Source organism: Paractinoplanes atraurantiacus, from assembly GCF_900215205.1.
Classification (GTDB): Bacteria; Actinomycetota; Actinomycetes; order Mycobacteriales; family Micromonosporaceae; genus Actinoplanes; species Actinoplanes atraurantiacus.
The window spans coordinates 114149-139915 of sequence record NZ_OBDY01000026.1; the positions used below are offsets into that span (position 1 = coordinate 114149).

Sequence of the window (25767 nt, forward strand, 5' to 3'; positions counted from 1 at the left end):
ATAGGTTTCATGCTTCCGATCACCGAGCGCCCCGGCCTGCGGCACGAGGCCGAGACCTTCCGGCTCCAGCTCGAGAACAGCGCGATCCGCAGCCGGATGGTCGCCCGCGGCGACCACGTGCCCGACATCCCGCTGGTCGAGGCCGACCTCGGCCCGATCCACCTCGACCGGCTGCGGCACACCGGCCCGGTCGTGCTGGTCTTCTTCCGGCACGCGAGCTCACCGGCGTGCGACGCCGCCCTGCGGCTCTACCAGTACACGCTGGCCCCGGCGCTCTCCACGCTGGACGCGCATCTGGTCGCGGTCAGCCCGCAGGCCCCGGACCGGCTGGAGGCGCTCAAGCGGCGCCACGACCTGAGCTACCTGGTCGCGTCGGATCCGCGGCACACGCTCATCGACGCCCTGAACATCGGCTTCGCCAGCTGGGAGGCCGAGCCGGTGCTGGGCACGGGCCGCTCGGTGCTGCCGTTCGCCACGGTCGTGGTCGCCGACCGCACCGGCCGCGTCCACCTGGCCGACGTCCGCGCCGACTGGACCTCGATCACCGCACCGGGAACCATCATCCGAGCGGTCCGGTCCCTCTGAACAGTGCCGCCAGGGCCGCGTCCGAGGCGGCCAGGGCATCCCGGTCGAAGGTGCTGCCGGCGGCGACGAGCTCGGCCGCGCCCGTACGGTCGAAAAGCTCCGCGAGCCGGCTTTCGACCTGCTGAGGCGTACCGGCGACGGCCGCCGCGACGGCCTGTTCGAGATACTGCTGCTGACGCGGGGTGCGGTCGGCGGTCTTGGCGACGGCCACCGGTTCCAGGGGTGGGAACACTCCGGTGGTACGGCTCCGGGCCATCGCCCACGCCTCCGGAAGAAGCAGATCGGCGGCTTCGGCGGCGGTGTCCGCGACCAGCACGTCAAGGCTGATCGCCACCCACGGCCGTTCCTGCCGAGCCGAAGGCCGGAACTCGCGCCGGTAGCGGTCCAGCGCCTCCAGCCCGTCACCGCGCAGAATCGGGCCACCCACGATCACCGGCAGCCCGAGCGCCGCCGCGATCTCCAGCCCGCTGCCGGTGGCCAGCACGTACATCGGCACCACACCGGCCGGCCGCGGGTGCAGCCCGATCTCCGAGGTCCCGTCCAGAAACCCGCGCAGCTCCCCCAGGTCGGCGGCGAAGTCCCGCTCGACCTGCCGCAGTGCGCGGCGCACAGGAGCGGTGAACCCCGGCGACCGCCCCAGCCCCAGATCAACGCGCCCCGGCGCAAAGGCCGACAACGTGGCGAACTGCTCGGCCACCACAAGCGGCTGGTGATGAGGCAACATGACCCCAGCCGACCCGACCCGGATCCGGCCCGTCACACCGGCCACGGTGGCCAGCACGACGGCCGGCGCCGACCCCGCGATCCCCGGCACCCCATGATGCTCGGCAACCCAGAACCGCCCGTACCCCAGCCGCTCAGCCCGCACCGCCCGCGCAACAGTCCCACGAAGCGCTTCCGCCTCGGTTTCCCCAGCGCGCGTACGGGACCGGTCGAGGAGCGAAACCTGAAGCCGCGAGTCGATCACCAAAGTTGCAGCGCGCGAGGGCGAGAGCTTGTTCCCCAGGTACTTTGCCCGGCGTGGAGGAGTCCGCGATCGATGTCGTGCGCGGAGGGCCTCGACGAGATTCGGGCCGACCTGCGGCAGACGGCCGGGGTGAGCACACGCAAGCTGCGGCGGGAGTTGGCGGCGTTCGAGGCGGTGCTGGCCGATCCGCCCGCGGAGCCGGGGGCGCTCGCGCGGATGGTCGCATGGGAGGGTAACTGGGTGCTCGACGACCCGTCGGACGCCGCGGCCGCCCGCTTCCTGGGTGAGCTGGCGCAGATGTTGCGCGAGGTCCTGGACGAGGCCGGCTAAGGGAGGTCGATCTCGACGGGGAAAGGCGCGGTCACCTTCACGACGCCGGTGAAAACCTCGCCGTCGCGGTAGCGGCCGGTGGCGGGGTCGAGAACGTAGGTGTAGACGAGAGGTGCGCCGGTGGCGGCCTGCTCGACGCGCCAGTAGAACTGGATGCCGGCCTTCGCGTACTGGTCGGCCTTGACGATCCGGTCTGTCGTCTCCGAGCCCGGCGAGACCACCTCGGCCACCAGAAGCACATGCTCAGGACGGGTCGGAGTGACGTCGATGGTGTCTGCCCGGTACACCGTCACATCCGGGCGCCGGTTATTCAGCGGCACGTCATGGAGCCGGACGTCGAAGTCCGTGTCAGCGTTCCAGTCCGGTCCCGCAGCAACATCCAAGGCGTTCGCCAGGAGCCGGGCCAGGCGGTTGTGCCGCTTGGAGGCGCTCGGACTCACGAGAACCATCCCATCCACGATCTCGATGCCCGCACATTGCTCTTCTGTCCAGGTCGCGTACTGCTCGGCCGTGACTTGCTCGTGCATCCAGGCTGGCGCGACCATCTCGACAGTCATACACACCTCCGGAACGCGGTCGAACACCAGCTTCAAAATACCGTGGCGCGGCGATCAAACAGGCTGCCCCGCACCTGCGGGTTGCCGGGCGCGGCGGAACGGTAGTTCCGAGATGATGACGGCGAGGACGATGAGGGCGCCGCCGGCCAGGGAAGTCATGGTCAGTCGCTCGTCCGCCAACCGGCCGATCAGGACGGCGCAGACCGGCTCGCCGGCGTAAATGACCGTTGCTCTCGTGGGTGGGACGGAGCGCTGGGCCCAGTTCATCGTGACCTGGACGACGGCGCTGGCCAGCTCGAGGCCGCCGACGATCGCGGCCACGGTCCACGACGGCGCGGGGAGGGGGCCGCCTGCCCGCGGCCGTACGGCGAAGCAGAGAACAGCGCACACCGCCAACTGCACACCGTGGCCCGGCGGGCGTCCACCGTGCCGGCCAGCGTGACCACCTCGCCCACGCCCAGACGGATGCGCCGACACCCCGGGCCCACTGAACGGCCTCTTGATCACGGGCATCGCGTATGAACAATTCCTTCAGACCCTCTGCATACCGTCCTCGGTGCATCATTCCCGGTAATTCAGGAGGATCTGTGAACCCGTTCACCAGGCGCGCGACAACCGCGGCGGCCGGATTTGCCATGGCCGTAACCGGATCGCTCTTCGCGGTCGCCTCGCCCGCCTCGGCGGCCTATGCCTGCCCGGCGCAGCAGGTCTGCTTCTACGAGAACTACAACCGAGAGGGCTCGCCGGCCACGCTGGCCGGCCTGGCCCAGGGTGGCGGCGGCGTGCGGGTCTTCTCGGACCACAAGTTCCACAACGGCGTGAACCTGAACGACAAGGCGTCGTCAGTCCACAACAACACGAACCAGTGGATCCGGGTCTACGAGAACACCAACTACTCCGGGCGGGGGCAGTACGTCGAGCCCGGCGCGTGGAGCAACTTCACCGGCGGCGACGTCCGCAACGACAAGGCCTCCTCGGCCCAGTTCGTGGAGGAGCCCTGCTTCCCGGGTCAGTGGTGCTGAGGTTCTAGCACTAACTGAGGTTGGTTATAGGGTTGGGGTGTGACGACTCCGGAAGACCTGCGTGACCTCGACGCCGTGGCCAGCCTGGCCGATCCGGTGCGGCGGCGGGCGTACGAAACGGTCGCCGCGGCCGGCGGCGGGGCGGTCGGGCGGGACGAGGTCGCCCAGGCGCTCGGAGCGGGGCGCACCCTGGCCGCGTTCCACCTGGACAAGCTGGTGGCGGCCGGGCTTCTCGAGGTCTCGTACGCCCGGCGCTCGGGCCGCACCGGTCCCGGCGCCGGGCGTCCCGCGAAGCTGTATCGGCTCGCCGAGGGCGAGCACGCGGTCAGTGTGCCGCCGCGGGCCTATCGCGCCGCCGCCGAGTTGCTCGCCGAGGCCTTGGAGCAGAGCGGGGCCGAGGAGGCCTTGTACGAGGTCGCGCGGCGGCACGGGTCCGGCGGGCCGGCCCGCTCCGATGTCAGCGAGCTGCTGACCGAGCACGGCTACGCGCCGGCGGCGGAGGGCCCGGAGCGCATCGTTCTGCGCAACTGCCCGTTCCATCGGCTGGCCGAGCAGTTCCCGCCGCTGATCTGCGGGATGAACCTGGCAATGGTCGACGGCCTGCTGACCGGGTCGGGGCTGGAGGGCGAGTGGGCGGCCCGGATGGACGCCGCCCCCGGCCGGTGCTGCGTGACCATCTCTAAAAAGTAATCCCGTTGACTTTAGACTCACTGCCTGATGAGGTAGGGGCATGGACGCCTTTCACCTGGCCCAGATCAACTCCGCCCGGCTTCGCGCCCCACTGACCGACCCTTCGATGGCCGAGTTCGTCGAGGGCCTCACCCTGATGAACCAGCTCGCCGACCGCTCACCCGGCTTCGTGTGGCGCCTCGAGGGCGAGAACGGCGACGGCACCATCGCCCGGCCCGACGACCCGAGCCGCATCTACACGCTTTCGGTCTGGGAAACCCCGGAGCATTTGCGGGCGTACGCCTATCAGTCCGAACACCTCGACTATCTGCGCCGCCGCCGAGAGTGGTTCCATCCCAACGGCACCGAGGCCGCCCTGGTCCTGTGGTGGATCCCGGCCGGCACGATCCCGACCATGCGCCAGGGCATCTCCCGGCTGGGCCGGCTGCGGGCCGGCGGCCCCACCCCGGACGCGTTCACCTTCCGTCAGATGTTCCCCGCGCCGGAGCCCGCGGCGCGGTGAGCACCATGCGGATCGCGCTCTCCAGCACGTCCGCGTTGACCGGCTTCTCCAGGTAGGGCGCCTGAGGCTGCACCAGGCCCATGGCCAGCGCGATGTTGCGCGGCACGCCCGTCGCGAAGATCACCTTGATGTGCGGATGGGCGGCGGTGACCCGGCGGGCCAGGTTGCCGTTGAGATCGCCGGGCAGGGACAGGTCGGCCACCAGCACGTCGATGTCGCCGTGCTCCTGACACAGCGCGACGGCCGTGTCCCCTTCGCCGGCGGCCAGCACACGGAAGCCACGGGCTTGCAGCATGTGCGCCATCGCGGCAAGCACATCCGGATCGTCGTCGACGACCAGAACTCCCGGTTTGTACCCCGACATACCTTCACGCTAGCCGGAGAGCGCCCACCGGCGTACGGAAAAGGCCCCGCCGGGCGACGCCGCCCGGACCGTCAGCAGATCACGTCGAGAAGGAGCAGCCGAGATCCGTCCGACCGTCGCCACCCACTGGGCACACAGCCCACCTCCCCGCCGGCCGGCGGCTCCCGCGGCGAACGTCCGCAGACGCGGCCCGACCCTCCGCAACCAGGCCTCACGGCCAGCAGCACCCGAATACCATTCGAGCAGCCGCTCACCGGCCCGCGCCCATCCCCTCGGCGCCGGCCGGCGCGAGCTCACCGCACTTCTCCCACCGCCGCCCCCGGTCGCCCCGAAGCTCACGACTGGTGACGCGGGTCCGTGTCCGGCCGAGCGCGCTCGGCCGGCACCAACTCCGCCATCGCCGGGCCAAAACCCTCTGAGCGGTGATGGAGCTGAGGTAATCGAGGATGTTCGACTGCCAAGGGCCGGGTCACCCACCGGGGCGACCCGGCCTCACCGGTCGAACTCGCCGGCGCGGACGCCGTCGAGGAAGTCCTTCCAGCCAGCGGTTCCGAAGTGGAGCGTCTCCTGCTGAGGATCTTTCGAGTCTCGCAGGTACACCTGGTCGGCGGTGGTCGCGACGAGAACGCAGTTGTCGCCGCCGCTTCGTGTGCTCTTATGCCACGACAACGCGGCGTGAGTCTCGTCGGACATCTGCACTCCATCCGGTCAGGCTATGCCGGCGGGCGCCAGGCCCCGCTCAACAAGCCTTACGCCAAGGCGCCTGCCGCTGACTATAAGTGACATAGACGCCCAGCACTACCCAGGCGTCGCTCGGCGGCCTGGCCTGACCCACTTCTGGCACTTCGTCGCCCCCGGGGCGCCTCCTTCTCGCGGTATGCCCGACGTGTCGTCCTCAACTGGTCAAATAGTGATCCCGAACCCGCCTTCGCGGTAGATGCTCAACACCGCGTTGATCGCGTCCGCCGCTTTGTGGGGCGGGGTAGCCGCTCTTTCCATATCCTGGAAATGCCGGAGATATGGTTCTGTTCGTTCGGGATTTTCATAATAAAGTAGGCTTCCCTCAGCGTTTTCGAGGTAAAGCAGATTGTCGTCCGAGGGCTCGTCGAACTCGAGCACCGCGAACTGCCCTCCCATCGCTCGGTACGCGCCCGATCTGAAGGGCATGAACTGCACCGTCACGTTCGGGTGCTTGATGACGTCGAGCATGTCCTCCATTTGGCGGATCATCACCGAGGCGTGAGTGGCCCCGTGGCCCGACTCAGCGCGCGTTATGCGCGAGCAACTGGAATTCCTTGTCGCGAGGTCGGCGATGCCAAACGTGACCTTGCAAGTTCTGCGCGGTGGGAGCTTTCACGCTGCTCTCCTTCTCCGACGGACCCGTTGAAGACCTTGCCCATGTCGAGACCCCGCTGGGCTTGATCTGGCACAAGGATGATGGCGCGGCTCGCTGCAAAGCGCTTTTGCGGATCTCAGCGAGATCGCAGCTGCGGAAGCCGCCACAACAATCGCCCGACGACTCATAGGCATGACGAACCTCTCCGCTCCGGCCACGGCCTGGTCTAGTCTGGTCTGCCGCCATTAGGGCTGTCGGCCGGCTGGAGACGCTCGATCGCTTCCCGCTGCTGCATTTAGGCGTCAACGCAGTGACTGTCCTGGAGCTGGACCATGGGCGCGGCTACGAAACTGGCTGTGCTGTGAACGAAAGCGCGTCGTGGAGGGACCAACAAAGCAAGAGAGTCCCTCACGAAGAAGGAGCGCGCTATGCATCGTCAACTTCATCGGCTCGGGTGGGCCCTGCTGTTCGGGCTCGTCATCGGTCTGGTCAACGCCGTTCCCGGGGCGGCGGCGCCGTCGGCTGTTCGCTGCGAAGGGGCCGTCGTGCGCAGTGTCGACGTCGCTCGGCCGGGGGCGCTGCCTCGCCTCTGCGTGGCTGTGGGTGGGGTCGTGCGGCTGGTGAACATCGGGCCGGGATCGCTCTCCGCGCAGCCGGCGGGGGCGGTCGACTGCTTCTATGCGGGCGGCACCTACCAGTGCCGGCTGATCCGGGCCGGCACTGTGCGCTTCGTTCTGGCGCCCGAAGGGCGGCAGCTGACCGTCACGGTGCCGGCGGCCGTGCCGGGGCAGCCCTCGACGGCTTGTGCGCCGGCCGGGTCGGTGGTCGACCTCGACACCAACGACGAGCTGGGGTGGTGGGCGCCCTGCCTGCGACTCGGCGCGACCCTGCGGATCGTCAACCTGGGGCCCGGCCTGCTCGCCCGGGCGCCGGCCGATGCGGTGAGCTGCTACTACGAGGCCGGGATTCACACGTGCCAGTTCCGGCTGGCGGCCAGTGTCACGTTCACGGCCACCCGCGACACGGCCACCCGCACGGTGACGGCGGTGGCCGTTCGGTAGAGCGGCGGGTGTCTATGGTCGAACCATGACCGGCCCGCGGCAGCTGGGCGCCTACCGCGTCGAGAGGTTGCTCGGTGCCGGGTCGTTCGCGACCGTCTGGCTCGGCTACGACCCGGCACTGGACGCCCATGTCGCCATCAAGGTGCTGGCCGACAACTGGAGCCACGACCTGCGCGTCCGGGAACGCTTCGAGCAGGAGGCGCGGATGCTGTGGCGGCTGGCCGACGACCGGGTGGTCCGGGTGCACGCGGTGGGCGTGCTTCCGGACGGCCGCCCGTACTCGGTCATGGATTTCGCCGAAGGCGGCAGCCTGCGTGACCGTCTCGCCCGGGGTGACCTGCCGCCGGGCGAGGCCCTCCGGGTGCTGCGGGAGATCGCGGAGGGCGTGGCGGTGTTGCACCGCCACCGGATCGTGCACCGCGATCTGACGCCGGGCAACATCCTGTTCCGGGGCGACCGGGTCCTGATCGCCGACCTCGGCCTGGCCAAGGCGCTCGCGGCGGCCTCGGGGCTGACCGCCCGGGCCGGGACCCCCGGTTACATGGCGCCCGAGCAGGAGAGCCCGTCGGCCGTCGTGGACACCACGGCCGACGTGTACGCCCTGGGGCAGCTCGGACGGCGGCTGCGGGTGCCGGCCCGGCTGGCGCCGGTGCTGCGGCGGGCGACGGCGCGGGATCCGGGCCGTCGCTATCGGGACGCCGCGGCTTTCGGAGCGGCGATTGACCAGGTTGTACGAACCAGAGCCGCACCCGGTCCGATCCGGCGCGCGGGATGTCTGGCGGCGGCGGGCGCGGTGCTGGTGGCCGTGCCGTCGGCCGGGGTGCTTCCCGAAGGGCCACGGACCGCCGCCGACCGCACGGGACAGGTCACGGTCACCCTGCCGGAGGGGTGGCGCGGTCTGGGGTCGGGGTGGGCCGGCCGCTTCGACGCCGAAGGACGCCCGGCGCCCGCGCTCGTGGTCTCCCCCGATCCTGAGGCCTGGCCCACGGATCCGGCCATGCCGGGCGCGTTCGTCGGCCTGACCCGGGGCATGGCGGCGGTCACCGCGCCCGATTTCGTCGCCGGCCGCCCGCACGCGCGCTGCACGCCGTCACCGCCGCGCCGCAGCCGGCAGGGCGGCATCGACTGGGTGGTGGCCCGATTCACCTGCGCCACCGGAAAGCACGTGATCATCGAGGCGGCGGGGCCGGCCGCCGGCACTTTGGTGTACGTGCAACTCGCGCCCCCGGCCGGGGCCGCCGACCGCGACGTCGACGCGTTCCTCGCCGGGGTGAGAGTCACCGGATCACGACGGTGACGTCGTGGGCGTCGTCCGCCTGCGGGATCGTCACCACGACCGTGCCGGTGCGCACGAAGCGGATCTCGACGATGCCCGCCTCGTAGTTCTGGTCGACCAGGTCCGGCGAGTCCGTGGTGACCTCGCCGGGCCCGATGTCCTCGATGCGCAGCACCGCTCCGACGGAGAGGCACAGCGCCGGCACGAGGGCGAGCTCGTCGGTGGTCAGGTCGATGGTGTGAACGACCGCGCCCTCGCAGGAGGACGAGGACAGCGGAGGTGTCGTCGCCGGCCGAGGGCTCGGGGTTCGGGTGGTCCGCGGCACGGGCGGCGGCTGGGAGCTGGCGCGCCGGGGCGACGCCGAGGACGAAGTGACCGCCGATGCCGGACTCGGTGGTGTGCTTCGCGGCCCGGCGCTCGCGGAAGGAGAGACGGCGACGACTGCGGTCCGGGTGGGAGCCGCGGCTTCGACCGGCAGCGGCGACACCGCCGGCTCAGCCGAACACCCGGCCACGGCCACAGCCAGCGAAACCAGGCACCCGGCCACGACCACGACCGGCGAAGCCAAGCGCCCCACCTCAGCCACCGAAGCCAGACGCACCGCCACAGCCAGCGAAGCCCGACTCCTCGCCACGGCCGGCCATGACGGGCGGCTCATCTCGGCTCGTGCTCCGCGGCCAGCTGGTGCCGCAGCGCCGTCCGGGCCTGGTGGATGCGGGATTTCACCGTGCCCTCCGGCACGTCGGTCAGCACCGCTATGTGCTGATAGCTCACCTCGCACACGTCTCGCAGGACGACCGCCTCGGCGAGCTCCGGCCGCAGCGTTCGCAGCGCCTCCAGCAGGTCGATCCGGGTGCCGGCGACCACGCTGGTCCGGCGCGGGTCGGGGCGCTCGGGCAGCGGCGCCCCGCCCGACTCGGCCAGGAAACGGCCGCGCAGGCTCTGATACGTCGACCGGGCCTGGTTCGCCGTCAGCCGGTAGAGCCACGTGCGGAACGACGAGCGGCCCTCGAACCGGCCGATCGACCGGCTCAGCGCCAGCATCGTGTCCTGGCACGCGTCCTCGGCGTCGTCGCGGTGCGGAAGGAAGCGGGCGCAGACGCGCAGCACATCGGGCCGCACCAGGAAGAGCAGCCGGTCGAGGGCCGCGGCGTCACCGGCGGCCGCCGCCCGGGCCAGCTCCTCGACCTCGGCGGATCCACTGTCCACAGCATCACCGTACGACGCCCGCGCTACCGACGACCCTGGCCAGGAAAGCGCTTGCCCGCATCGATGGATATTGATTTGATGACGGCATGTCACTTGACCGGAGAACGCTGTTGCGGGCCGCTCTCGGCGGGGCCGTCGCCTCCGCGTACCAGATGAGCCCGGCCGAGGCCACCGGCCGGCGGCGGACCGTCTTCGTCGCCGGGGACTCGACCGCCGCCACCTATGCCACGGCCGACGTGCCGCGGGCCGGATGGGGACAGGCGCTTCACGTGTTCCTGCGGCCGGAGATGACGGTGGAGAACGCGGCACTTTCGGGGGCGAGCTCGAAGAGCTTCGCCGACCTGGGACGGCTCGACCGGATCCTGGCCGCGATCGGGCCGGGTGACGTGCTGCTGGTCTCGTTCGCGCACAACGACGAGAAGACCGAGGACCCCGCCCGCTACACCGAGCCGTGGACGACCTTTCAGGACTACCTACGGCTCTATCTGGACGGCGCCCGCGCCCGCAAGGCGCGCCCGATCCTGGTGACGCCGGTGGAGCGGCGGCGGTTCCGGGCCGACGGGACGCCGTACCTGTCGCACGGCGAGTATCCGGACTCGATGCGGGCTCTGGCCGAGGCCACCCGCACGCCGCTCATCGATCTGACCGCGTCCTCGTTCGCGCTGTGGAGCGCGCTCGGGCCGGAGGCGACCAAGGACCACTTCCTGTGGCTCGACCCGGGCGAAGAGCCGAACTACCCGGACGGCGCCGCCGACAACACGCATTTCCAGGCGCACGGGGCGATCGAGGTGGCCCGGCTGGTGGCCGCCGGCGTCCCTGGGCGCGACCGGTGCGCCCTGCGCGACCCCGACATCCCGGACGACGTGCTCACCTGGCCGCCCACCCGGCCGGCCGAGAGCTGAGGCGCTCCCGGCCGGCGGATCGGAACGTCAGGCGCGGGTCCACTTCTGGTTGGCGGTGCCGCCGCAGTCCCACAGCTGGAGCTGGGCGCCGTTGTTCGGGTTGACGTCCTTGATGTCGACGCACCGGTTGGCCGAGACGTTCACCAGGTCGCCCGCGGCCGACAGGGTGAACCGCTGCACCGGGTTGCCGTTGCAGGTGACCAGCTGGATCGGCGTGCCGTTGGCCAGGGCGCCGCCGGCCGGGTCCATGCACTTGCCCATCGCGCGCATGGTGCCGTCGCTGTTGGCCGTCCACTGCTGGGCGGCTGAGCCGTTGCAGTCCCACATCTGCAGGCGGGCCCCGTCGGCCGGGTTGGCGTTGGGGATGTCGACGCAGCGGCCGTTCAGGTTCGACTTGAGCGCCTTGCCGCCGCCGCTCGGCGGCGGGGTGGTGGTCGAGGTGCTGACGTGCACGTAGTCGATCAGCATCTTGCTCTCGTTGGGCAGGCCGGCCGGGTTGCCCTGGCCGAAGTTACCGCCGATGGCGAGGTTGAGGATGATGAAGAACGGGTGGTCGAACACCCAGTTCACGTTGCCCTTGGCCGCGCGCAGCGAGTCGGGGGTGGCCCGGAAGTACTCCTGGCCGTCGACCGTCCACACGATCAGGTTCGGGGACCAGTCCACCGCGTACGTGTGGAAGGCCTGATACCAGGGCGAGCCGGCGACCAGGGTGCCGCCGAACGAGCTGCCGCCGGAGTAGCCGGGGCCGTGGAGCGTGCCGAACAGCCGGTTGGGGTCCCGGCCGACGACCTCCATGATGTCGATCTCGCCGTCGGTCGGCCAGTTGCCGCCACCGAGCATCCAGAAGGCGGGCCAGAGGCCGGAGCCGTTGGGGACCTGGATGCGGGCCTCGACGTGCCCGTACTGCTGGGTGAACTTGCCGGCGGTCTGGATGCGGCCGGAGGTGAACTGGCAGGTGCCGTTCCAGCAGTCGTTGTGCCCGCCGCTGCCCTTGCGGGCCGTGATGACCAGGTGGCCCTGGCCGTCCATGGCGACGTTGCTGGTGCCGCTGGTGTAGTACTGCAGCTCCTGGTTGCCCCAGCCGTTGCCGCCCACGTCGAAGTTCCACTTCGAGGAGTCGACGCCGGTGCCGGCCGCGCCGTTGAAGTCCTCGTTCCAGACCACGGCCGCCTCGGCCGTGTCGCTGCGGGAGCCGACGGCCAGGCCGCCGCTCAGGGCCACCACGACGGCGGCCGCCGCGATGAAAAACCGTGACTTGCGCATAGGGGATTCCTCGGGGGAGAGGGGGTTAATGTGTAACAGTCTTAAAAATTGCCCCCGAGCAGTCAAGCGGACAGCGAGGTTCCGGGACTTCCGGGCACGATGGTTGTCAACCTGCGCTGTGTCCACCCGACCCAGAAGTCACCGAGGTCGTTGGCCAGCCAGTGCGGCGCCGCGCTCACCGGATCCCACAGGAAAACCCCTGAGTTCCCGTCCCGGGGTACGCAGATGCGAGCCCCCGTGCCGTCGTCACCGATCGCGACGAGTTCCCGCCGGGCCGGCAGCGCGTCCTGCCATTCCCGTTCGTTGCGGGAGATCAGATCGGCCAGTGGCCACAGGAAGAACCGCTGCCCGTCCTGCTCGAGGAAGCCGTCGCTGACCTCGTACAACTTGCGCAGTTCGAGGGTGAGGCTCTCGCACGCGTCCAGCTGTTCGGCGGGCACACCCGGCTGGGCCAGATAGGCGTCGGTCGCGCGAACCAGATCGCGCCAATCAACGAGGACCATTCCGGGATGATTCCACTCAGGAAGCCCCGTTCCGGCGATCTTAAGGTCACAAACCAGTCTCAAACCGGTCATTTCGTACGTCGTCAGGCGGCGCCGCCCAGATAGCCGGTCCAACCGCCCCGAGGAGCCCGGCCGACCGGCAGGGCGCGCAGCCGCTGGAGGACGGCGTCGTTCTGCGCCTCCAGCCAGGCCACGAGCTGGCGGAAGGACACGAAGCGGACGTTCGGGTGCTGGGCCATGGCGCGGGCGGCCTCGGTGACGGCGTCCATGTAGATGCCGCGGTTCCAGTTCTCGAAGTGGTTGCCGATGATCAGCGGCGCCCGGTTGCCGTCGTAGGCCCGCCGGAACCCGGCCAGGTAGGCGTCGCGGGCCTGCGCCTTCCAGGCCGCGTGCCGCGCCGGGTCGCCGTGCGGGGTCCGCGACTGGTTGAACATGATGTTGTAGTCCATCGAGATGACCTCGAAGCTGTGCCCCGGGAACGGGATGCCCTGCATGGGCAGCTGCCAGAGGCCGTTCTTCCACTGCTTGGGCCAGACCTGGGTGCCCGTGCCGGAGCTGTCGTACTTCCACTTCTGGACCCGCGAGGCCTTGAGCAGGTTCTTCTGCCCTTCCAGACAGGGCGTACGGCCACCGGTCAGCTCTTTGCCGTAGTCGAACGGCAGCGGCGGGATGTCGGTGAACCCCGTGTTGGTGCGCCAACTCCGTACGAAGGAAAGGGCTTGATCTATCTCGCTGTCCCAGTCGGACGGCGACCACCGTTCGACGCCGCCGGGACCGCAGAAGTGACCGTTGAAATGGGTGCCGATCTCGTTGCCGGCGAGCCACGCCGGGCCGAGCTGGCCGATCGTCCCGTGCACCGACTTGTCGGAGAACCAGCCCAGGGCGGAAGCGCCGGCCGGATGCCGCGGCGGGCGGTAGAGCATGCGCTTGGACTTCGGCAGCGTGTAGAGGCCGGTCAGGAAGAAGGTCATGTTGCCGTTGAGCTCGCGCGCGAGCTCCCGGAACCGGGTGAACAGATCGGCCCGTCCGGAGCCGTCCCAGGAGAACACGACGAACTGCGGCGGCTCCTCACCGGGCCCGAGCGCCCGGGCGACCGGCTGATGCGGCTGCGGCCCGGTGTCGCTGGTGCTGCCGTCCCCGATCAGCCGGACCCGGGGCGGCGTCGATGAGGTCGCCGGCCGCGCCGACGGGACCGCGGATGCCGACGCCGAGGCGGCCGGGGCCGAGTGCCGGGCCGGACCGCAGCCGGCCAATGTTCCGGCCGCCGCTGCCGCGAGCAGCACTCCTCTTCTGCTGACCATCAGTGTTTCTCCGTTGCGAGTGATCTTCGGTATCGATCACGCTAGGCAAACGGCGACGGTCTCGAATCCCCGGAAAGTGCCACCCATCTCAGAGCCGGCGGAGCAGCCCGACCAGCAACACGGCGCAGCCGGCGAGGCAGAGGACGGTCCGGGCGTGGTTGGCCGGGTTCCACTGGTCCAGAAACCGCGACCAGGCAATCGTCTCCGCGTTCAGGCGGTTGTTGAGCGGCACGTTGACCACGACCGTGACGCCGAGCGCGCCGACGAAGGTCAGGACGGAGCCGGTCAGCAGCCACCCGGAGCCGGCCTGAGACCAGGTGCCCAGCGCCCGCACGGCCACCAGCACACACAGCACCGCCGTGCCGAAGAGCGCAATCATGAGAGGCGGCCGCTGCGCGGTCACATTGAGCGACCGCATGGCGGCCGCCCCCGCCTGGTCCGGAAGCCGTCGCAGCCCGCTCATCACGAACCCCGAGAACGCGAAGAACACACCGGCCATGAGCCCGCTACCGACAACAGCGCCCGCACCGACAACATCCCAGAAGCGATTCATACCTCCATGCCACCGCACCCCGGCGCCACATTCCATGCCGCAGCCGCTCCACCCCATAAGCGAGAGTCCAGACACGGCCTGACGCCTCTGCTCTTCGCCCGGCACGGACAACCCACCGACAACGCCGCCGGTGTCTTCGGCAACCGCGCGCCGGGTGCGGGGCTCAGCGAGATCGGCGCAGCCGTGATGTCCAGCGGCGTTGGTCGAGGAAGTGCGACCACCGTTAACGCCGCGCTCACCTACGCCACAAACGACGCCTCGGACCGGCCCCGATCACCGATCAACTCGGCCTGGCCGCAAGCCGATCCGCCGCTACGAACACCAAAGACCAGGCGACCTGCCGCACGTCGATGTCAAGAAACTCGGCAACGTGCCCGACGGCGGCGGTTGGCGCTACCTCGGCCGCCAGCAAGGCAGAAAGAACCGGGCCGCCACCACCTGGGCACGGCGGCCTTCGCCGGGACCCTCCGCGGTGCCGAGGCGGCGGCGGTCGACAGCAGCACCGCTCGTCGCGCCGTCAAGACCGCCGTAGTGCTCGCGGAAGCCGTCGGCGCGCCGTGCAGGTGGGTGGTAGAGGCGGATCTCGCCGCGCGGATGGACGAAGGCGAGGCTGGCAAGCCGTAATCCTCGGAACGTTGGCGCGGACGGACGGTGGTCGCGGTGGGCCCACGGCGGGATCACGATCGAGGGGAAAGGACACGATCCGATACCAACCCCGGATATTGATCTTCGTAAGTGGTTAGGGTCTCGCCAACGGTGACCAGCCCGTCACCGCGTTTGCCCGTACCCACAGGACGAGGTGAATACGATGCGTGCATCGGGGATGCAGGCTTTCAGGCTTCGGACGGTCATCGCCGCCGGGGTCGTCGCGGCGCTGGCGATCGGCGGGGCCGGCTGCGCGAAAAGCGACCGTGACAGCGGTGGCGACGAGGACAAGGCCGCGACCGGCGGCACGTTCATCTTCGCGGGGGCCGGTGATCCGAAGAACTTCGATCCGATCTTCAACGACGACGGTGAGTCGTTCCGGCCGATCCGGCAGATCTACGACACGCTCGTCACCCATAAGCCGGGCACCGCGGAGCTGACCGGTGGTCTGGCCGAGAGCTGGTCCAACGACCCCACCGGCAAGGTGTGGACCTTCAAGCTGCGCCAGGGCGTCAAGTTCCACGACGGCTCCGCTCTGGACGCCGCCGCCGTCTGCGCGAACTTCGACCGCTGGTTCAACATGAAGGGCGAGGCCGCCCAGTCCCAGATGATCTACTACGCCGACGTGTTCGGCGGGTTCGCCGGCAGCCCGGACGCCGTCTACGACAACTGCAAGGCGCAGGACGCCGGCACCGCGGTCGTGACGATGAAGAAGTACAAGGGCGCCTTCCCGGGTGCGTTCGCGCTGACCGCCTTCTCGATCGCCAGCCCGACCGCCATGAAGCAGTACGACGCCGACAAGGTGACCCAGAACGGCGACTCGTTCGCCTACAGCGCCTTCGCCAACGAGCATCCGACCGGCACCGGCGCGTTCACCTACGGCGGCTGGAACAAGGCGACCGGCGAGATCACGCTGAACAAGAACCCCGACTACTGGGGCGAGAAGGCCAAGGTCGACAAGATGATCATCAAGGTCATCAAGGACGAGAACACCCGTAAGCAGGAGCTGCGGGCGGGCACCGTCCAGGCGATCGACTTCCCGGCGCCGGCCGACCGCAAGGCGCTGGCCGACGAGGGCTACAAGGTGCTCAACCGGCCCGCCTTCAACATCCTCTACCTGGGCATCAACCAGAAGAACCCCAAGCTGAGAGATTTGCGCGTACGCCAGGCGATCGCCTACGCCCTGAACCGCGCCCAGCTGGTGCAGACGAAGGGACCGGGCGGTTCCACGGTGGCCGACGAGTTCCTGCCGAGCACGGTCATGGGCTACGCCCCGGACGTGCAGAAGTACGACTACAACCTGGACAAGGCCAAGCAGCTGCTGTCCGAGGCCGGCGCGACCGGGCTGACGCTGAACTTCTACTACCCCACTGAGGTCTCCCGCCCGTACATGCCGAACCCGCAGGAGATCTTCACCGTCCTCGCCAATGACCTGCAAGCCGCCGGGATCAAGATCAACGGCGTGCCCCGGCCGTGGAACGGCGGTTTCAAGGACGACGTGCAGCAGTTCGGCAAGCAGGACCTGCACATTCTCGGCTGGACCGGCGACTACAACGACCCGGGCAACTTCGTCGGCACGTTCTTCGGCCGGGAGAAGGAAGAGTTCGGCGACGGCGCGATGACCGACATGTTCACGGCCATCGGCAAGGCCGACGCGACCGTCGAGCCGAACGCCAAGAAGGCGGCCTGGGAGCAGGTCAACCGCGACATCGCCAGCAAGTGGCTGCCGGCCGTCCCGATCTGGCACGGCCCGCCCGCCCTGGTCACCACGAAGAACGTCGAAGGCCTGGTGCCGAGCCCGCTCACCGCGGAACAGTTCAACACCGTCTCGATCACCAAGTAGGCCGCGCGGCCCGGGCCGGAGACGGCCCGGGCCGACCGACGCTAATCGGAGAACGATGCTCAGAGTCGTCTCGCGCCGCCTGATCCAACTGTTCATCACCCTGCTCGCCCTGATGACCTTGATCTTCTTCTGGCTGCGCAGCCTTCCCGGCGGGCCGGTCGACGCCCTGCTGGGCGAGCGGGCCACCCCCGAGACCCGGGCGCGGCTGATCAAGGCCCTCGGCTACGACGAGCCGATCTGGGTTCAGTACGGCCACTTCCTCAAAAACGTGGTGACCGGCAACTTCGGCAACTCCATCCGCACCGGCGAGCCGGTGATGGACGTGATCAGCCGCTCGTTCCCGGCCACGGTCGAGTTGGCCGTCGCGGCCATCATCATCGCGATCGGCCTGGGCGTCCCGCTGGGCTATCTCGCGGCCCGCCATCGGGGGCGGGCGCTCGACAACGCCACCATCATCCTCACCCTGGTCGGCATCTCGATCCCGATCTTCTTCCTGGGCTACCTGCTCAAGGATTGGCTGACCCAGAGCGTGCACCTCTTCCCGCCGTCCGGCCGGATCTCCACCGGCATGGACAACACCGACGTGACCGGCTTGTTCGTTCTGGACGGGCTGCTGACCCGGGAGTTCGACGCCTCGGCGGACGCGCTATGGCATCTGGTGCTGCCCGCCCTCACGCTGGCCACGATCCCGCTGGCCATCATCATCCGGATCACGAGAGCGAGCGTGTTGGACGTCCTGGACGCGGACTACATCCGTACGGCCGAAGCCAAAGGTCTCAGAAATCCGACCGTCCGCAAGCGTCATGTGCTGCGCAACGCGATGCTGCCGGTGGTCACCATCATCGGTTTGCAGACGGGCGCGCTGCTGGCCGGCGCCGTGCTGACCGAGAAGGTCTACAACTGGGGCGGGCTGGGCACGCTGATCACCGACTCGATCAGCGGGAGCCGCGACTACCCCGTGCTGCAAGCCCTGATCCTGCTCGCCGCGGTCGTGTTCATCGTGGTCAACCTGCTGGTCGACCTGTCCTACGCGATCATCGACCCGAGGGTGCGTGTGCGATGAGCCAGCTGGCCGAGCACAAACGCCGGCGGATCGACGAGCTGACCGCTCGGACGGCCGAGGGCGGTGGGGTCAGCCTGTTCCGCGACGCCGGCCGCCGGCTGCTGCGCAACCCGACCGCGATCGTCGGCGCCACGATCATCCTGCTGTTCCTGGTCATCGCGATCTTCGCGCCGCTGGTGGCGCCGCACGACCCGGTGCAGCGGTTCCCCGAGCTGACCAAGGACCTGACCGTCGACAACATTCCGGGCCCGACCGCCGGGCACCCGTTCGGCAGCGACCCTCTCGGCCGCGACTTCATGTCCCGGATGATCTACGGCGCCCGGCAGACGATGTTCGTGGGCGTGCTGGCCACGTTGATCGGCCTGCTGTTCGGTGTGCTGTTCGGCGCCGTCGCGGGGGCCGCCGGCGGCTGGATCGACGTGGTGATCATGCGGTTCACCGACGTCATGCTGGCCCTGCCCAGCCTGCTGCTGGCGATCACCCTGGTCGCCCTCGCCCGCCAGTCCACGCAGTGGACGGTGATCGTCGCGGTGGCGATCGTGAACGTGCCCATCTTCGCCCGGCTGTTACGCGGGTCGATGCTGGCCCAGCGGGAAAGCGATCATGTGCTGGCCGCCCGCGCCCTGGGCGTGAAGCGGCGCGACATCGTCACCCGGCACATGCTGCCGAACTCGCTCACCGCGGTCATCGTGCAGGCCACGCTCACGTTCGCGGTGGCCATCCTGGACGCGGCCGCGCTGTCGTTCCTCGGCCTCGGCGACCCGGACATCAACCGGGCCGAGTGGGGACTGATGCTGGGCGTGGACGGTGTCCGCTATTTCGAGGTACGCCCCGAGCTCGCCTACTTCCCGGCCCTGGCCATCATCCTCGTGGCCCTCGGCTTCACGCTGCTCGGCGAGGGCATGCGCGAGGCGCTCGACCCGAAGAACCGGCGGTGATCGGCATGCCCCTGCTCGACGTGCGCGACCTCTCGGTGGTCTTCCAGCGCGACAACAAGCCGTTCACCGCGGTGGACGGCGTCAGCTTCACGGTCGAGCCGGGCCAGGCGGTCGGCCTGGTCGGCGAGTCCGGCTGCGGCAAGTCGGTGACCAGCCTGGCCATCATGGGTCTGCTCCCCCGGCGTGGCAACAAGGTCACCGGCGAGGTGCTGTTCGACGACACCGATCTGCTCAAGCTGCGCCCGCAGGAGCTGCGGGACCGGCGCGGCCGCGACATCGGCATGATCTTCCAGGACCCGCTGTCCTCGCTCAACCCGGTGATCCCTCTCGGACTCCAGGTGGCCGAGGTGCTCGAACGTCACCAGGGCAAGAAGCGGCAGGAGGCGCTGCGGGAGGCCCGGAAGCTGCTCGACGCGGTCGGCATCCCCGACCCGACGCGGCGGCTCAAGGAGTTCCCGCACCAGCTCTCCGGCGGCATGCGGCAGCGGGCGCTGATCGCCATCGCGCTCGCCTGCAAGCCGCGCCTGCTGATCGCCGACGAGCCGACCACGGCCCTCGACGTGACCATCCAGGCGCAGATCCTCACCCTGCTCAAGGAGTTGGTCGAGGGTTCCGGCACGGCCCTGATCATGATCACCCACGACCTGGGCGTGGTGGCCGGGCTCTGCGACACGGTCAACGTGCTGTACGCGGGCAAGGTGGTCGAGCGGGCGGCCCGGCACGACCTCTTCGGGGCGCCGCGACACCCGTACACCCATGGTCTTCTGCAGTCCGTTCCTCGCCTCGACGTCGAGCGCGGCGGGCGGCTGCACCAGATCAGGGGCTCGGTGAACGACAACATCCCCTGGTCGGAGGGCTGCGCGTTCGCACCGCGCTGCGACCGGGTGATCGACGCCTGCATCGGCGAGACGGTGCCGCTCGAGCCGGCCTTCCGCGGCGGCGCGCTGCGCTGCACGAACCCCGTACCGCAGGAGGTGCCGGCGTGAGCTCCCTGGTCGAGATCGACGACCTCAAGGTCCACTTTCCGATCAAAAGCGGACTGCTGCTCAACCGTACGGTCGGATACGTCTACGCCGTCGACGGCGTCTCCCTGACGATCGAGCGGGGCGAGACGTACGGCCTGGTCGGCGAGTCCGGCTGCGGCAAGTCGACGCTGGGCCGCGGCCTGCTCCGCCTCGTCGAGCCGACGAACGGGAAAATCACCTTCGACGGTACGGATGTCCGCGCGCTCGAGGGCGAGCAGATGCGCCGGTTCCGCCGGCGCATGCAGATGGTCTTCCAGGACCCGATGTCCAGCCTCGACCCGCGCCAGTCGGTGGAGTCGCTGCTCGTCGAGGGCCTCAAGGCGCACGGTCTGGCCAAGGACAAGGCCGCCATGCGGACGAGGCTGAGGTCCACCCTCGACTCCGTCGGGCTGCCGGCGTCGGCCCTGAACAAATATCCGCACGAGTTCTCCGGCGGCCAGCGCCAGCGCATCGGCATCGCCCGCGCCCTGGTGCTGGGCCCCGAGCTCATCGTGGCCGACGAGCCGGTGTCCGCCCTCGACGTGTCGATCCAGGCCCAGGTGGTCAACCTGCTCGGCGACCTGCAGGAGTCGCTCGGCCTGACCTACCTGGTCATCGCCCACGACCTGGCCGTGGTCCGGCACATCTCCGACACGATCGGCGTGATGTACCTGGGCTCGCTGGTCGAGGAGGCGGACGGCGACCAGTTGTACGGCCGCCCGCTCCACCCGTACACCCGGGCCCTGCTCTCGGCCGTGCCCATCCCCGACCCGTACGTGGAGGATCAGCGCGAGCGCATCCTGCTGGCCGGCGACCTCCCGTCCCCGGCCAACCCGCCGAGCGGATGCCGTTTCCGCACCCGCTGCCCGTGGTCACAGACCCGCTGCGCCGCGGAACGCCCGGACCTGCGCGTCTTCGACGACTCGGGCCAGCGCGTGGCCTGCCACTTCGCCGAGGAGATCCTGGCCGGCACCCTGAAGCCCCACGAGGTCCGAGCCGAGATCGTCCGCCCGGGCGCCGACGCTGCCCCCGGCGTGGGCCCCGAGCTGATCCCGACCCGCACCGACGTGCCGGCGCCGTAGCCAGGCTCCGCTGCTGGTCCTGCCCCTGTCCGGGGAGGCCGCCCAGTACAACTGGACCCACTGGCTCCCGTATCGCCACGCTTGACCATGACGCACTGTGCAGGCATGGTGGCGCAAGGCAGCCGCAGCGTGGCAGAATCAGGCATGTCAATATAAGATCCACTGTCTTGCCGCATGCCGCTGGCTCGGCCGGCGACCTGACCTGCGCAGTCGACCCTTACGCCGCCGAACTCAACGTCGTGGTCGAAGGCCGTGGCGAGGTCGCATGGCAACCTCCGTGGGCGGGGAGATGCAGTGACGGAAGCGGTCTGGGACAACGTCGTATGGCGCAAGAGCACACGTAGTACCGGCAACAACGCATGTGTCGAAGTGGCATTCCTTGGCGACAGGGTCGCAGTCCGCGACTCGAAAACCCCGGACAGTCCCGTGCTGATCTTCTCTGCGGCCGAATGGCGCTCCTTCATTGAGTGGATCACCAAGGATAGCGAAGGTGTCGCGTGACGCTTCCCCTCAGCTCATCTCTGCGATGATCGAACCGAGGAAGTCGGCTGTTGCCGACCGCCCCAAAGCGAGTTCCTCCATCCGGTAGAACTCCTCCTTATACTCGGCGATGACGTTCTCGTCCTCGCGAGGCGAGACGCTCGCGGCCCGGTTGTCAAGGAACAGCAACTCGTCGTCCTCCGGGTCAGCGAACTCCAGCATCGTGAAGCCGAGCCGCATGCCGAAGTGGAAGCCTTGGGTGAACGGCATGATCTGTATGCTGATCCCGGGACGCTCGTTCAATTCCTGAAGTCGCTTCAGTTGGCGAGCCATGATCTTGCCGTCTCGGGGCTTCGCGCCCACCCATCTGCGGACGACGGCCTCGTCCAGGATGAAGAACATCTCCGGTGGGCTGTCGCGTTCTAAGATTGCCTGCCGCAGCATCCGCGCTTCAACTTGGCGCTCGATGTCGCGGTCAGTGGTCTCGGTAGATGCGTACGCCTCGTTAACGGCGCGGGCGTACTCCTCCGTTTGGAGAAGCCCGGGAACGACGAGGGGCTCGCTCTGACGTAGTAGCGAGGCGGATTCCTCGTAGCTCAGGTAGGCCCTGAACTCTCGGCCGAGCACGTCTCGGTATTGACTCCAGCCTTGCTGTCGGCTAGCTCGCGCCATGTCTGTGAGGGACTTGACCAGTTCGGGATCACTTACTTGGTAGTGGTCGAGCAGGGCTCGCAGGTCTGTTTGCTGAACGCCGACCTGTCCGTTTTCTATCCTCAGCAGCTTCGAAGGTGACCAGCCGAGATCATCAGCGACCTCTCGCTGGGTCAGACCCCTTTCTGATCGCGCCCGGCGAAGCTCGATCCTCAAGCGACGTCGCTGCACAGTGGGATCGAGATACTGCTCCATAGTCGGCGATCTCCTGGGTTTGGGTGCTGATCATTCGGCTGACCGCGCGGCGGAAGCCGTGACCAGCGTGGCGGGTTGCAGGTAGGTAGTAGCACATAGTGGATATCAAAGCGCTCGTAGCACATGTTTGACGCAAGCCATACCGGTACGACAGGGAGTAATATTGCTACTAGCTACCTGTCACTAGCAAGTGGGCGTATCCCGACTGCGACCACCCATCGGAGACTACCCGTCTTTCGGTATGGGCACCCGCAACTCGGGCCGTCGTGTCCGTGTCTTACCCGCTCATGGGGCGAGTTTCGAGGTGTCCAGCTTCGAAGAACCGGAGTCAGCGTGCGTAGGACGCCACCACCGAACCGAGAGACGGCGGCTCAGGGAGACCAGTCCTTATCCGCCACATCGGGATCTCCGCGTGTAGCTTCCGGCCGCCGTTACTGGTTCGCGCCGTGGCGCAAAAGGGGCATTCCAACTTCCGCGATTTACGTTCAAGACGCAGGGTTACCGCTCGGCAGCGCGAGCGAGCGGAAACCTGAGGCCCCGGTTTGCTCACTTGTCGGCGACCGGGCGGCGAAGCCGCCTTCCTGGCCTCCATTGCTGGCACTGCCGCCCGTGGCGGGCCCGTCGCCCTCACCGGACCGCGGCCCGGCGTGGCTCCTCGCCTTGTTGGACTTCGTCGAGCGGGCAGCGGGTCGTGCCACGTCGCTGCGCGAACACGTAACGATCGTCCTCGTCTACACGGCATCGTTCTTGTTGATCGCAGGTGTTGTAGTGACCGGAGCTGTGGTGGTCCTCATCAAAATGATGTCGATAGGGTCGTGGCCGGGAATGACGACGATCGCCGTTGTCATTGCCGCCTCCGGCGGCACAGTCTTCGCCCGACGCACGATGAAGGACGCTGCAGCTCCTCGATCGAACGCGACAGCAGGAGTGTCAAGGAGCGACTCAGATGCCGCTGGCCCATCTCCTGATGACGTCAGCGGGAGCTGAGCCGGCGGGTAACGAGCCGGGTCACCGCAGGCTGGCTCGCCCAGCTCCCGATACACGTGGTAACCATCGCTCCAACGCTGATGAACGCGATCAGGAAGACGCGAGCCTCTTCGGCGAAGAGTCTCTGTGCCAAGAACGCGAAAGACATAAGAGAAGTGGCCGCGAGGATCGAGGAGGTCATCAGACCCGCCAGCAGGACCGCAAAGTGCTGCAGGGACTCGCCTGACTTACGGCCTGGGTGCCGCCGTGACACGCGAAGCGGCTTGGGCGCCGCCGAGCTCGAAGAGGCAGGCGCTCCCATGGGTCCTGCCAGGCCGACGCGCGAGAGCGGCGCTGCCCTATCTTTCACCACTGCACCACCCCCTCCGCACCGTTGATTTAACTAGCGTTGGCGCTGAACAGCCATGCGTTGCCCTCTGTTTCCCTCCATCGTGCCGAATGCCGCCACGGCAGCTTGCTTCAGATCACCTGATCAGCTTCACCGATGCGGAGATCGGCCGGCACGAAGGGGCCAGCGGCCCAGCTTCGGCGGGTGATCACCTTGGCTCCCTGGCCGACCCAGCGCTCGCGCCACTCCTTCTCGGTCTCGAGCACGTCCCGGCCCCGCGGCCGGATCGGGTCGCGTCGGCCGCCGTCCCCGCCGTTGTTGCCCCACGTGCGCGCCTCACCGGACGTCCACATTGACCAGCCTGAGTCGGTTAACCTGTCTCAGCGCCTCCGATCGCTGAGGGGACTCACATGACAGCCGCCCTTCTACCCCGCCCGGCCCCTGGCCCGCGCGTTGCCGTGCTCGGGCGCCGGGCGATCGCCGTCGCGGTCATCGCCGCCGTGCTGGGCGGGCTCAGCGGTCTGGCCCTCGGGTCCTGGCTGGCCTGGCGCGCCGTGCCCTCGAAGACGCCCGGCGAGGCCACGGCGATCAGCCTGGCCCGCACGGTTCTGCCCGGCCCGTTCGAGGAACGGGTGGAGTACTACGGTCGCAGCACGTTCTGGAACCCGTACAGCAAGAACACCCTGTTCGGCGGCACCGGCGTCCGCGCCGGCCGGGCCGGCGTGACCGGCACGGTGCCGCCGGACACCGACGTCGCGGCCGCCGTGCAGCAACAGATGCGCGCGCACGGCTGGCACGATGTCAGCGTCACGGGGTCGGCGGCGACCGCCGAGGTGACCGGCACCCGGGACGGACATCTCGCCGCCGTGCAGATCCCCTCGGGCGCCTACGACCCTCCGGGCCTGCGACTCGAGCTGATGTGGGCCGAGCCGCCCGGCCACGTCCGCGACACCGTCATCGGCGGCCTGGCCGGCGCCCTGTCGGGCGCGCTGCTCGGGTTGTTCACCGCGAAGCGGATACGCCGCTACGGGCCGCGCCGGCAGCGGGCGTACTCGTGGCTCTGCGTGGCCACGCTGCTGTTGCTGGCCCCGGCCGGCCTGGGCAACATCCCGACCTCGACCGGCTCCCTGCTCGCCAACACCCACCGCAACGGCACAGGCCCGTCGGTCTATTGGGGCGGCTTCGTCATTTGGGGTGCCGAGCCCCTGGCCCTGCTGTCCGTGATCCCGATCCTGGCCATCCTCGCCCTCTGCTTCTGGCCCCGGGGTCAGGCGGTCAGGTAGAAGCAGCGGTCCGGGTGGACCGGCGCCACCTCGAATCCGAGGGAGCGATGCAGGTGGTAGCCGTCCTGCGTGGGGAAGACGACGGCTTGGACGGCGCCCTGGGCGGCCGCGGCCGCGAGCCTGACCCGGGTGAGCGCGGTCCCGATCCCGCGGCGGCGCCAGCCTGCGGCGACGCAACACTGGACCAGCAGCACCGCGTCGTCGAAGTGGAATGACGTGGCGGCCCCGACCGCGGCGCCCTGGTGGTGGGCGGTCCAGTGCCGGCCGAGGCGGGCCGCGATCTGCACGCGCCGGTCGAGTTCGCCGGCCTCGTCCCACCAGCCGTCCTCGGCGTACACCCGCTGGTTCCGGCGAAGCTCGTCGAGGTCGTTCGCTTCACTGATCTGCCACTGCCCCGAGGGTGGCTCCTCGGTCCGGCTCAGCCGGCGGCCCATGTTGGTCCCGGTGCGCTCGGGTACGAGTCCGCGGTCGATCAGCCGGGCGGTCACGTCCGGATCCGGGGGCCCGGTGACGAGCACCGAGGCGGGCACGGACCTCTCGCGCAGCCAGTCGAGCAGGACGTCCAGCTCACCGGGAGAGCCGACGGCGCCGTTGTCCGAGTTGGAGTCCAGGCCCGTCGCCACCGCGAAGCCGTCCCCGGCCCTGACCTGAGCGAAGCCGGCGGCGGCCAAGCCGCGCAACCACGCCACCTCCGCCCGCAGGGCCAGCTCGGAGATGTCCATGAGCGCAGGTTAATGCAAATCCTGCAACTCCTTGTTTCGGCATCGACCGCTATCTATCGTCCACA

32 protein-coding genes and 1 pseudogene are annotated in these 25767 nt (G+C 69.1%); 18 read left to right on the plus strand and 15 right to left on the minus strand.

Translation table 11 applies throughout. The features are described 5' to 3' along the window. Positions 1-9 precede the first annotated feature (9 nt). On the plus strand, positions 10-585 hold the full coding sequence (locus tag CRP55_RS39375; protein WP_097327083.1) for a redoxin domain-containing protein: 576 nt from the start codon (positions 10-12) through the stop codon (positions 583-585). Here the strand turns inward: CRP55_RS39375 and CRP55_RS39380 are convergent. Beyond that, entirely contained in the window at positions 560-1552 is a 993-nt protein-coding gene (locus tag CRP55_RS39380; RefSeq protein WP_245923665.1) for an MsnO8 family LLM class oxidoreductase, read from the minus strand. The two genes, CRP55_RS39375 and CRP55_RS39380, sit on opposite strands and share 26 nt — an antisense overlap. 72 nt (positions 1553-1624) lie before the next feature. Between CRP55_RS39380 and CRP55_RS39385 the strand changes: the two genes are divergently transcribed. After that, a complete protein-coding gene (locus CRP55_RS39385; protein ID WP_097327085.1) occupies positions 1625-1882 on the plus strand; it encodes a hypothetical protein in 258 nt (85 codons plus the stop codon). Here the strand turns inward: CRP55_RS39385 and CRP55_RS39390 are convergent. Together CRP55_RS39390 and CRP55_RS39395 are read right to left on the minus strand one after the other, a co-directional pair. Then, positions 1879-2466 carry a Uma2 family endonuclease gene (locus CRP55_RS39390; RefSeq protein WP_245923658.1) on the minus strand — a complete coding sequence of 196 codons (588 nt, stop codon included), beginning with the start codon at positions 2464-2466 and terminating at the stop codon, positions 1879-1881. The two genes, CRP55_RS39385 and CRP55_RS39390, sit on opposite strands and share 4 nt — an antisense overlap. Positions 2467-2493: 27 nt before the next feature. Further along, on the minus strand, positions 2494-2829 hold the full coding sequence (locus CRP55_RS39395) for an EamA family transporter (protein WP_218854822.1): 336 nt from the start codon (positions 2827-2829) through the stop codon (positions 2494-2496). Between the two features lie 245 nt (positions 2830-3074). On the opposite strand from CRP55_RS39395, the gene CRP55_RS39400 reads away from it, so the two are divergent. From CRP55_RS39400 to CRP55_RS39410, 3 genes are read left to right on the plus strand one after another with little or no spacing between them, the layout of a single operon-like run. After that, positions 3075-3461 carry a peptidase inhibitor family I36 protein gene (locus tag CRP55_RS39400; RefSeq protein WP_179855523.1) on the plus strand — a complete coding sequence of 129 codons (387 nt, stop codon included), beginning with the start codon at positions 3075-3077 and terminating at the stop codon, positions 3459-3461. Between the two features lie 39 nt (positions 3462-3500). After that, positions 3501-4151 carry a helix-turn-helix transcriptional regulator gene (locus tag CRP55_RS39405; protein ID WP_097327087.1) on the plus strand — a complete coding sequence of 217 codons (651 nt, stop codon included), beginning with the start codon at positions 3501-3503 and terminating at the stop codon, positions 4149-4151. A gap of 40 nt (positions 4152-4191) precedes the next feature. Then, positions 4192-4653 carry a DUF3291 domain-containing protein gene (locus tag CRP55_RS39410; RefSeq protein ID WP_097327088.1) on the plus strand — a complete coding sequence of 154 codons (462 nt, stop codon included), beginning with the start codon at positions 4192-4194 and terminating at the stop codon, positions 4651-4653. On the opposite strand, the gene CRP55_RS39415 is transcribed toward CRP55_RS39410, so the two are convergent. The 3 genes from CRP55_RS39415 to CRP55_RS39425 form a co-directional block, all read right to left on the minus strand. Beyond that, positions 4607-5017 carry a response regulator gene (locus tag CRP55_RS39415; protein ID WP_097327089.1) on the minus strand — a complete coding sequence of 137 codons (411 nt, stop codon included), beginning with the start codon at positions 5015-5017 and terminating at the stop codon, positions 4607-4609. The two genes, CRP55_RS39410 and CRP55_RS39415, sit on opposite strands and share 47 nt — an antisense overlap. 492 nt (positions 5018-5509) lie before the next feature. Next, positions 5510-5710: a DUF397 domain-containing protein gene (locus CRP55_RS39420; RefSeq protein ID WP_097327090.1), complete on the minus strand. Its 201-nt coding sequence runs from the start codon at positions 5708-5710 to the stop codon at positions 5510-5512. 210 nt (positions 5711-5920) lie between these two features. Next, positions 5921-6247: a Scr1 family TA system antitoxin-like transcriptional regulator gene (locus CRP55_RS39425; protein ID WP_281260846.1), complete on the minus strand. Its 327-nt coding sequence runs from the start codon at positions 6245-6247 to the stop codon at positions 5921-5923. Positions 6248-6290: 43 nt separating this feature from the next. Between CRP55_RS39425 and CRP55_RS56365 the strand changes: the two genes are divergently transcribed. The 3 genes from CRP55_RS56365 (at position 6291) to CRP55_RS39435 (ending at position 8711) form a co-directional block, all read left to right on the plus strand. Continuing rightward, positions 6291-6404 carry a hypothetical protein gene (locus tag CRP55_RS56365; protein WP_369076912.1) on the plus strand — a complete coding sequence of 38 codons (114 nt, stop codon included), beginning with the start codon at positions 6291-6293 and terminating at the stop codon, positions 6402-6404. Positions 6405-6781: 377 nt separating this feature from the next. Then, positions 6782-7414, plus strand: coding sequence for a hypothetical protein (locus CRP55_RS39430; RefSeq protein ID WP_097327092.1), 633 nt, complete (start codon positions 6782-6784; stop codon positions 7412-7414). 25 nt (positions 7415-7439) lie between these two features. After that, positions 7440-8711 (plus strand): serine/threonine-protein kinase, encoded by a 1272-nt coding sequence (locus CRP55_RS39435; protein WP_097327093.1) that lies wholly within the window; start codon positions 7440-7442, stop codon positions 8709-8711. On the opposite strand, the gene CRP55_RS55260 is transcribed toward CRP55_RS39435, so the two are convergent. Then, complete coding sequence (locus CRP55_RS55260; RefSeq protein WP_245923659.1) at positions 8692-9015, minus strand: hypothetical protein; 324 nt, start codon at positions 9013-9015, stop codon at positions 8692-8694. The genes CRP55_RS39435 and CRP55_RS55260 overlap by 20 nt on opposite strands. 329 nt (positions 9016-9344) lie before the next feature. Further along, entirely contained in the window at positions 9345-9899 is a 555-nt protein-coding gene (locus CRP55_RS39445) for an RNA polymerase sigma factor (protein ID WP_097327094.1), read from the minus strand. An 86-nt stretch (positions 9900-9985) separates the two neighbouring features. Here CRP55_RS39445 and CRP55_RS39450 point away from each other — a divergent pair, with 86 nt between their 5' ends. Then, complete coding sequence (locus CRP55_RS39450) at positions 9986-10801, plus strand: rhamnogalacturonan acetylesterase (RefSeq protein WP_097327095.1); 816 nt, start codon at positions 9986-9988, stop codon at positions 10799-10801. Between the two features lie 27 nt (positions 10802-10828). Here the strand turns inward: CRP55_RS39450 and CRP55_RS39455 are convergent, their stop codons facing one another. The 4 genes from CRP55_RS39455 to CRP55_RS39470 all read right to left on the minus strand — a co-directional run bounded on the left by CRP55_RS39455 (position 10829) and on the right by CRP55_RS39470 (position 14421). After that, positions 10829-12064, minus strand: a complete 1236-nt coding sequence (locus tag CRP55_RS39455) for a glycoside hydrolase family 16 protein (protein ID WP_097327096.1) — start codon at positions 12062-12064, stop codon at positions 10829-10831. A 62-nt stretch (positions 12065-12126) separates the two neighbouring features. Then, positions 12127-12567 carry an SMI1/KNR4 family protein gene (locus CRP55_RS39460; protein WP_097327097.1) on the minus strand — a complete coding sequence of 147 codons (441 nt, stop codon included), beginning with the start codon at positions 12565-12567 and terminating at the stop codon, positions 12127-12129. A gap of 83 nt (positions 12568-12650) precedes the next feature. Then, on the minus strand, positions 12651-13868 hold the full coding sequence (locus CRP55_RS39465) for a polysaccharide deacetylase family protein (protein WP_097327098.1): 1218 nt from the start codon (positions 13866-13868) through the stop codon (positions 12651-12653). A gap of 88 nt (positions 13869-13956) precedes the next feature. After that, the gene (locus CRP55_RS39470) at positions 13957-14421 is read right to left on the minus strand and encodes an anthrone oxygenase family protein (RefSeq protein ID WP_097327099.1); all 465 of its coding nucleotides are present in this window, start codon (positions 14419-14421) and stop codon (positions 13957-13959) included. 298 nt (positions 14422-14719) lie between these two features. Between CRP55_RS39470 and CRP55_RS39475 the strand changes: the two are divergent. The 7 genes and pseudogenes from CRP55_RS39475 to CRP55_RS39505 all read left to right on the plus strand — a co-directional run. Beyond that, positions 14720-14857: pseudogene (locus CRP55_RS39475) on the plus strand (IS481 family transposase); the annotation flags it as partial. 372 nt (positions 14858-15229) lie between these two features. After that, positions 15230-16909 carry an ABC transporter substrate-binding protein gene (locus tag CRP55_RS39480; protein WP_245923660.1) on the plus strand — a complete coding sequence of 560 codons (1680 nt, stop codon included), beginning with the start codon at positions 15230-15232 and terminating at the stop codon, positions 16907-16909. 55 nt (positions 16910-16964) lie between these two features. Continuing rightward, on the plus strand, positions 16965-17972 hold the full coding sequence (locus CRP55_RS39485) for an ABC transporter permease (protein ID WP_097327101.1): 1008 nt from the start codon (positions 16965-16967) through the stop codon (positions 17970-17972). Then, on the plus strand, positions 17969-18910 hold the full coding sequence (locus CRP55_RS39490) for an ABC transporter permease (protein WP_097327102.1): 942 nt from the start codon (positions 17969-17971) through the stop codon (positions 18908-18910). The genes CRP55_RS39485 and CRP55_RS39490 overlap by 4 nt, the downstream gene beginning before the upstream one ends. 5 nt (positions 18911-18915) lie before the next feature. Then, on the plus strand, positions 18916-19896 hold the full coding sequence (locus CRP55_RS39495) for an ABC transporter ATP-binding protein (RefSeq protein WP_097327135.1): 981 nt from the start codon (positions 18916-18918) through the stop codon (positions 19894-19896). After that, positions 19893-20996 carry an ABC transporter ATP-binding protein gene (locus tag CRP55_RS39500; protein ID WP_179855524.1) on the plus strand — a complete coding sequence of 368 codons (1104 nt, stop codon included), beginning with the start codon at positions 19893-19895 and terminating at the stop codon, positions 20994-20996. The genes CRP55_RS39495 and CRP55_RS39500 overlap by 4 nt, the downstream gene beginning before the upstream one ends. Positions 20997-21290: 294 nt before the next feature. Further along, on the plus strand, positions 21291-21497 hold the full coding sequence (locus tag CRP55_RS39505) for a DUF397 domain-containing protein (RefSeq protein ID WP_097327103.1): 207 nt from the start codon (positions 21291-21293) through the stop codon (positions 21495-21497). Positions 21498-21506: 9 nt separating this feature from the next. Here the strand turns inward: CRP55_RS39505 and CRP55_RS39510 are convergent, their stop codons facing one another. Continuing rightward, on the minus strand, positions 21507-22382 hold the full coding sequence (locus CRP55_RS39510; RefSeq protein WP_097327104.1) for a helix-turn-helix domain-containing protein: 876 nt from the start codon (positions 22380-22382) through the stop codon (positions 21507-21509). A gap of 663 nt (positions 22383-23045) precedes the next feature. Between CRP55_RS39510 and CRP55_RS53540 the strand changes: the two genes are divergently transcribed. Then, positions 23046-23369 (plus strand): hypothetical protein, encoded by a 324-nt coding sequence (locus CRP55_RS53540; RefSeq protein WP_179855525.1) that lies wholly within the window; start codon positions 23046-23048, stop codon positions 23367-23369. A gap of 459 nt (positions 23370-23828) precedes the next feature. Here the strand turns inward: CRP55_RS53540 and CRP55_RS55875 are convergent, their stop codons facing one another. Then, positions 23829-23963 (minus strand): hypothetical protein, encoded by a 135-nt coding sequence (locus CRP55_RS55875; RefSeq protein WP_281260845.1) that lies wholly within the window; start codon positions 23961-23963, stop codon positions 23829-23831. 144 nt (positions 23964-24107) lie between these two features. Between CRP55_RS55875 and CRP55_RS39525 the strand changes: the two genes are divergently transcribed. Then, positions 24108-24980 carry a hypothetical protein gene (locus CRP55_RS39525; protein ID WP_143235239.1) on the plus strand — a complete coding sequence of 291 codons (873 nt, stop codon included), beginning with the start codon at positions 24108-24110 and terminating at the stop codon, positions 24978-24980. Here CRP55_RS39525 and CRP55_RS39530 read toward each other — a convergent pair. Next, entirely contained in the window at positions 24965-25702 is a 738-nt protein-coding gene (locus CRP55_RS39530) for a GNAT family N-acetyltransferase (protein WP_097327108.1), read from the minus strand. The two genes, CRP55_RS39525 and CRP55_RS39530, sit on opposite strands and share 16 nt — an antisense overlap. Between the last annotated feature and the right edge of the window lie 65 nt (positions 25703-25767).

Excerpts from the sequence above, each read along its gene's own strand:
- CRP55_RS39375 (WP_097327083.1), top strand. The coding sequence starts at position 10 with ATGCTTCCGATCACCGAGCGCCCCGGCCTGCGGCACGAGGCCGAGACC.
- CRP55_RS39385 (WP_097327085.1), top strand. The coding sequence starts at position 1,625 with ATGTCGTGCGCGGAGGGCCTCGACGAGATTCGGGCCGACCTGCGGCAG.
- CRP55_RS39400 (WP_179855523.1), top strand. The coding sequence starts at position 3,075 with ATGGCCGTAACCGGATCGCTCTTCGCGGTCGCCTCGCCCGCCTCGGCG.
- CRP55_RS39410 (WP_097327088.1), top strand. The coding sequence starts at position 4,192 with ATGGACGCCTTTCACCTGGCCCAGATCAACTCCGCCCGGCTTCGCGCC.
- CRP55_RS39415 (WP_097327089.1), bottom strand. The coding sequence starts at position 5,017 with ATGTCGGGGTACAAACCGGGAGTTCTGGTCGTCGACGACGATCCGGAT.
- CRP55_RS39420 (WP_097327090.1), bottom strand. The coding sequence starts at position 5,710 with ATGTCCGACGAGACTCACGCCGCGTTGTCGTGGCATAAGAGCACACGA.
- CRP55_RS39425 (WP_281260846.1), bottom strand. The coding sequence starts at position 6,247 with ATGATCCGCCAAATGGAGGACATGCTCGACGTCATCAAGCACCCGAAC.
- CRP55_RS56365 (WP_369076912.1), top strand. The coding sequence starts at position 6,291 with ATGCGCGAGCAACTGGAATTCCTTGTCGCGAGGTCGGCGATGCCAAAC.
- CRP55_RS39430 (WP_097327092.1), top strand. The coding sequence starts at position 6,782 with ATGCATCGTCAACTTCATCGGCTCGGGTGGGCCCTGCTGTTCGGGCTC.
- CRP55_RS39435 (WP_097327093.1), top strand. The coding sequence starts at position 7,440 with ATGACCGGCCCGCGGCAGCTGGGCGCCTACCGCGTCGAGAGGTTGCTC.
- CRP55_RS39450 (WP_097327095.1), top strand. The coding sequence starts at position 9,986 with ATGTCACTTGACCGGAGAACGCTGTTGCGGGCCGCTCTCGGCGGGGCC.
- CRP55_RS39455 (WP_097327096.1), bottom strand. The coding sequence starts at position 12,064 with ATGCGCAAGTCACGGTTTTTCATCGCGGCGGCCGCCGTCGTGGTGGCC.
- CRP55_RS39460 (WP_097327097.1), bottom strand. The coding sequence starts at position 12,567 with ATGGTCCTCGTTGATTGGCGCGATCTGGTTCGCGCGACCGACGCCTAT.
- CRP55_RS39465 (WP_097327098.1), bottom strand. The coding sequence starts at position 13,868 with ATGGTCAGCAGAAGAGGAGTGCTGCTCGCGGCAGCGGCGGCCGGAACA.
- CRP55_RS39470 (WP_097327099.1), bottom strand. The coding sequence starts at position 14,421 with ATGAATCGCTTCTGGGATGTTGTCGGTGCGGGCGCTGTTGTCGGTAGC.
- CRP55_RS39480 (WP_245923660.1), top strand. The coding sequence starts at position 15,230 with ATGCGTGCATCGGGGATGCAGGCTTTCAGGCTTCGGACGGTCATCGCC.
- CRP55_RS39485 (WP_097327101.1), top strand. The coding sequence starts at position 16,965 with ATGCTCAGAGTCGTCTCGCGCCGCCTGATCCAACTGTTCATCACCCTG.
- CRP55_RS39490 (WP_097327102.1), top strand. The coding sequence starts at position 17,969 with ATGAGCCAGCTGGCCGAGCACAAACGCCGGCGGATCGACGAGCTGACC.
- CRP55_RS39495 (WP_097327135.1), top strand. The coding sequence starts at position 18,916 with ATGCCCCTGCTCGACGTGCGCGACCTCTCGGTGGTCTTCCAGCGCGAC.
- CRP55_RS39510 (WP_097327104.1), bottom strand. The coding sequence starts at position 22,382 with ATGGAGCAGTATCTCGATCCCACTGTGCAGCGACGTCGCTTGAGGATC.
- CRP55_RS39525 (WP_143235239.1), top strand. The coding sequence starts at position 24,108 with ATGACAGCCGCCCTTCTACCCCGCCCGGCCCCTGGCCCGCGCGTTGCC.
- CRP55_RS39530 (WP_097327108.1), bottom strand. The coding sequence starts at position 25,702 with ATGGACATCTCCGAGCTGGCCCTGCGGGCGGAGGTGGCGTGGTTGCGC.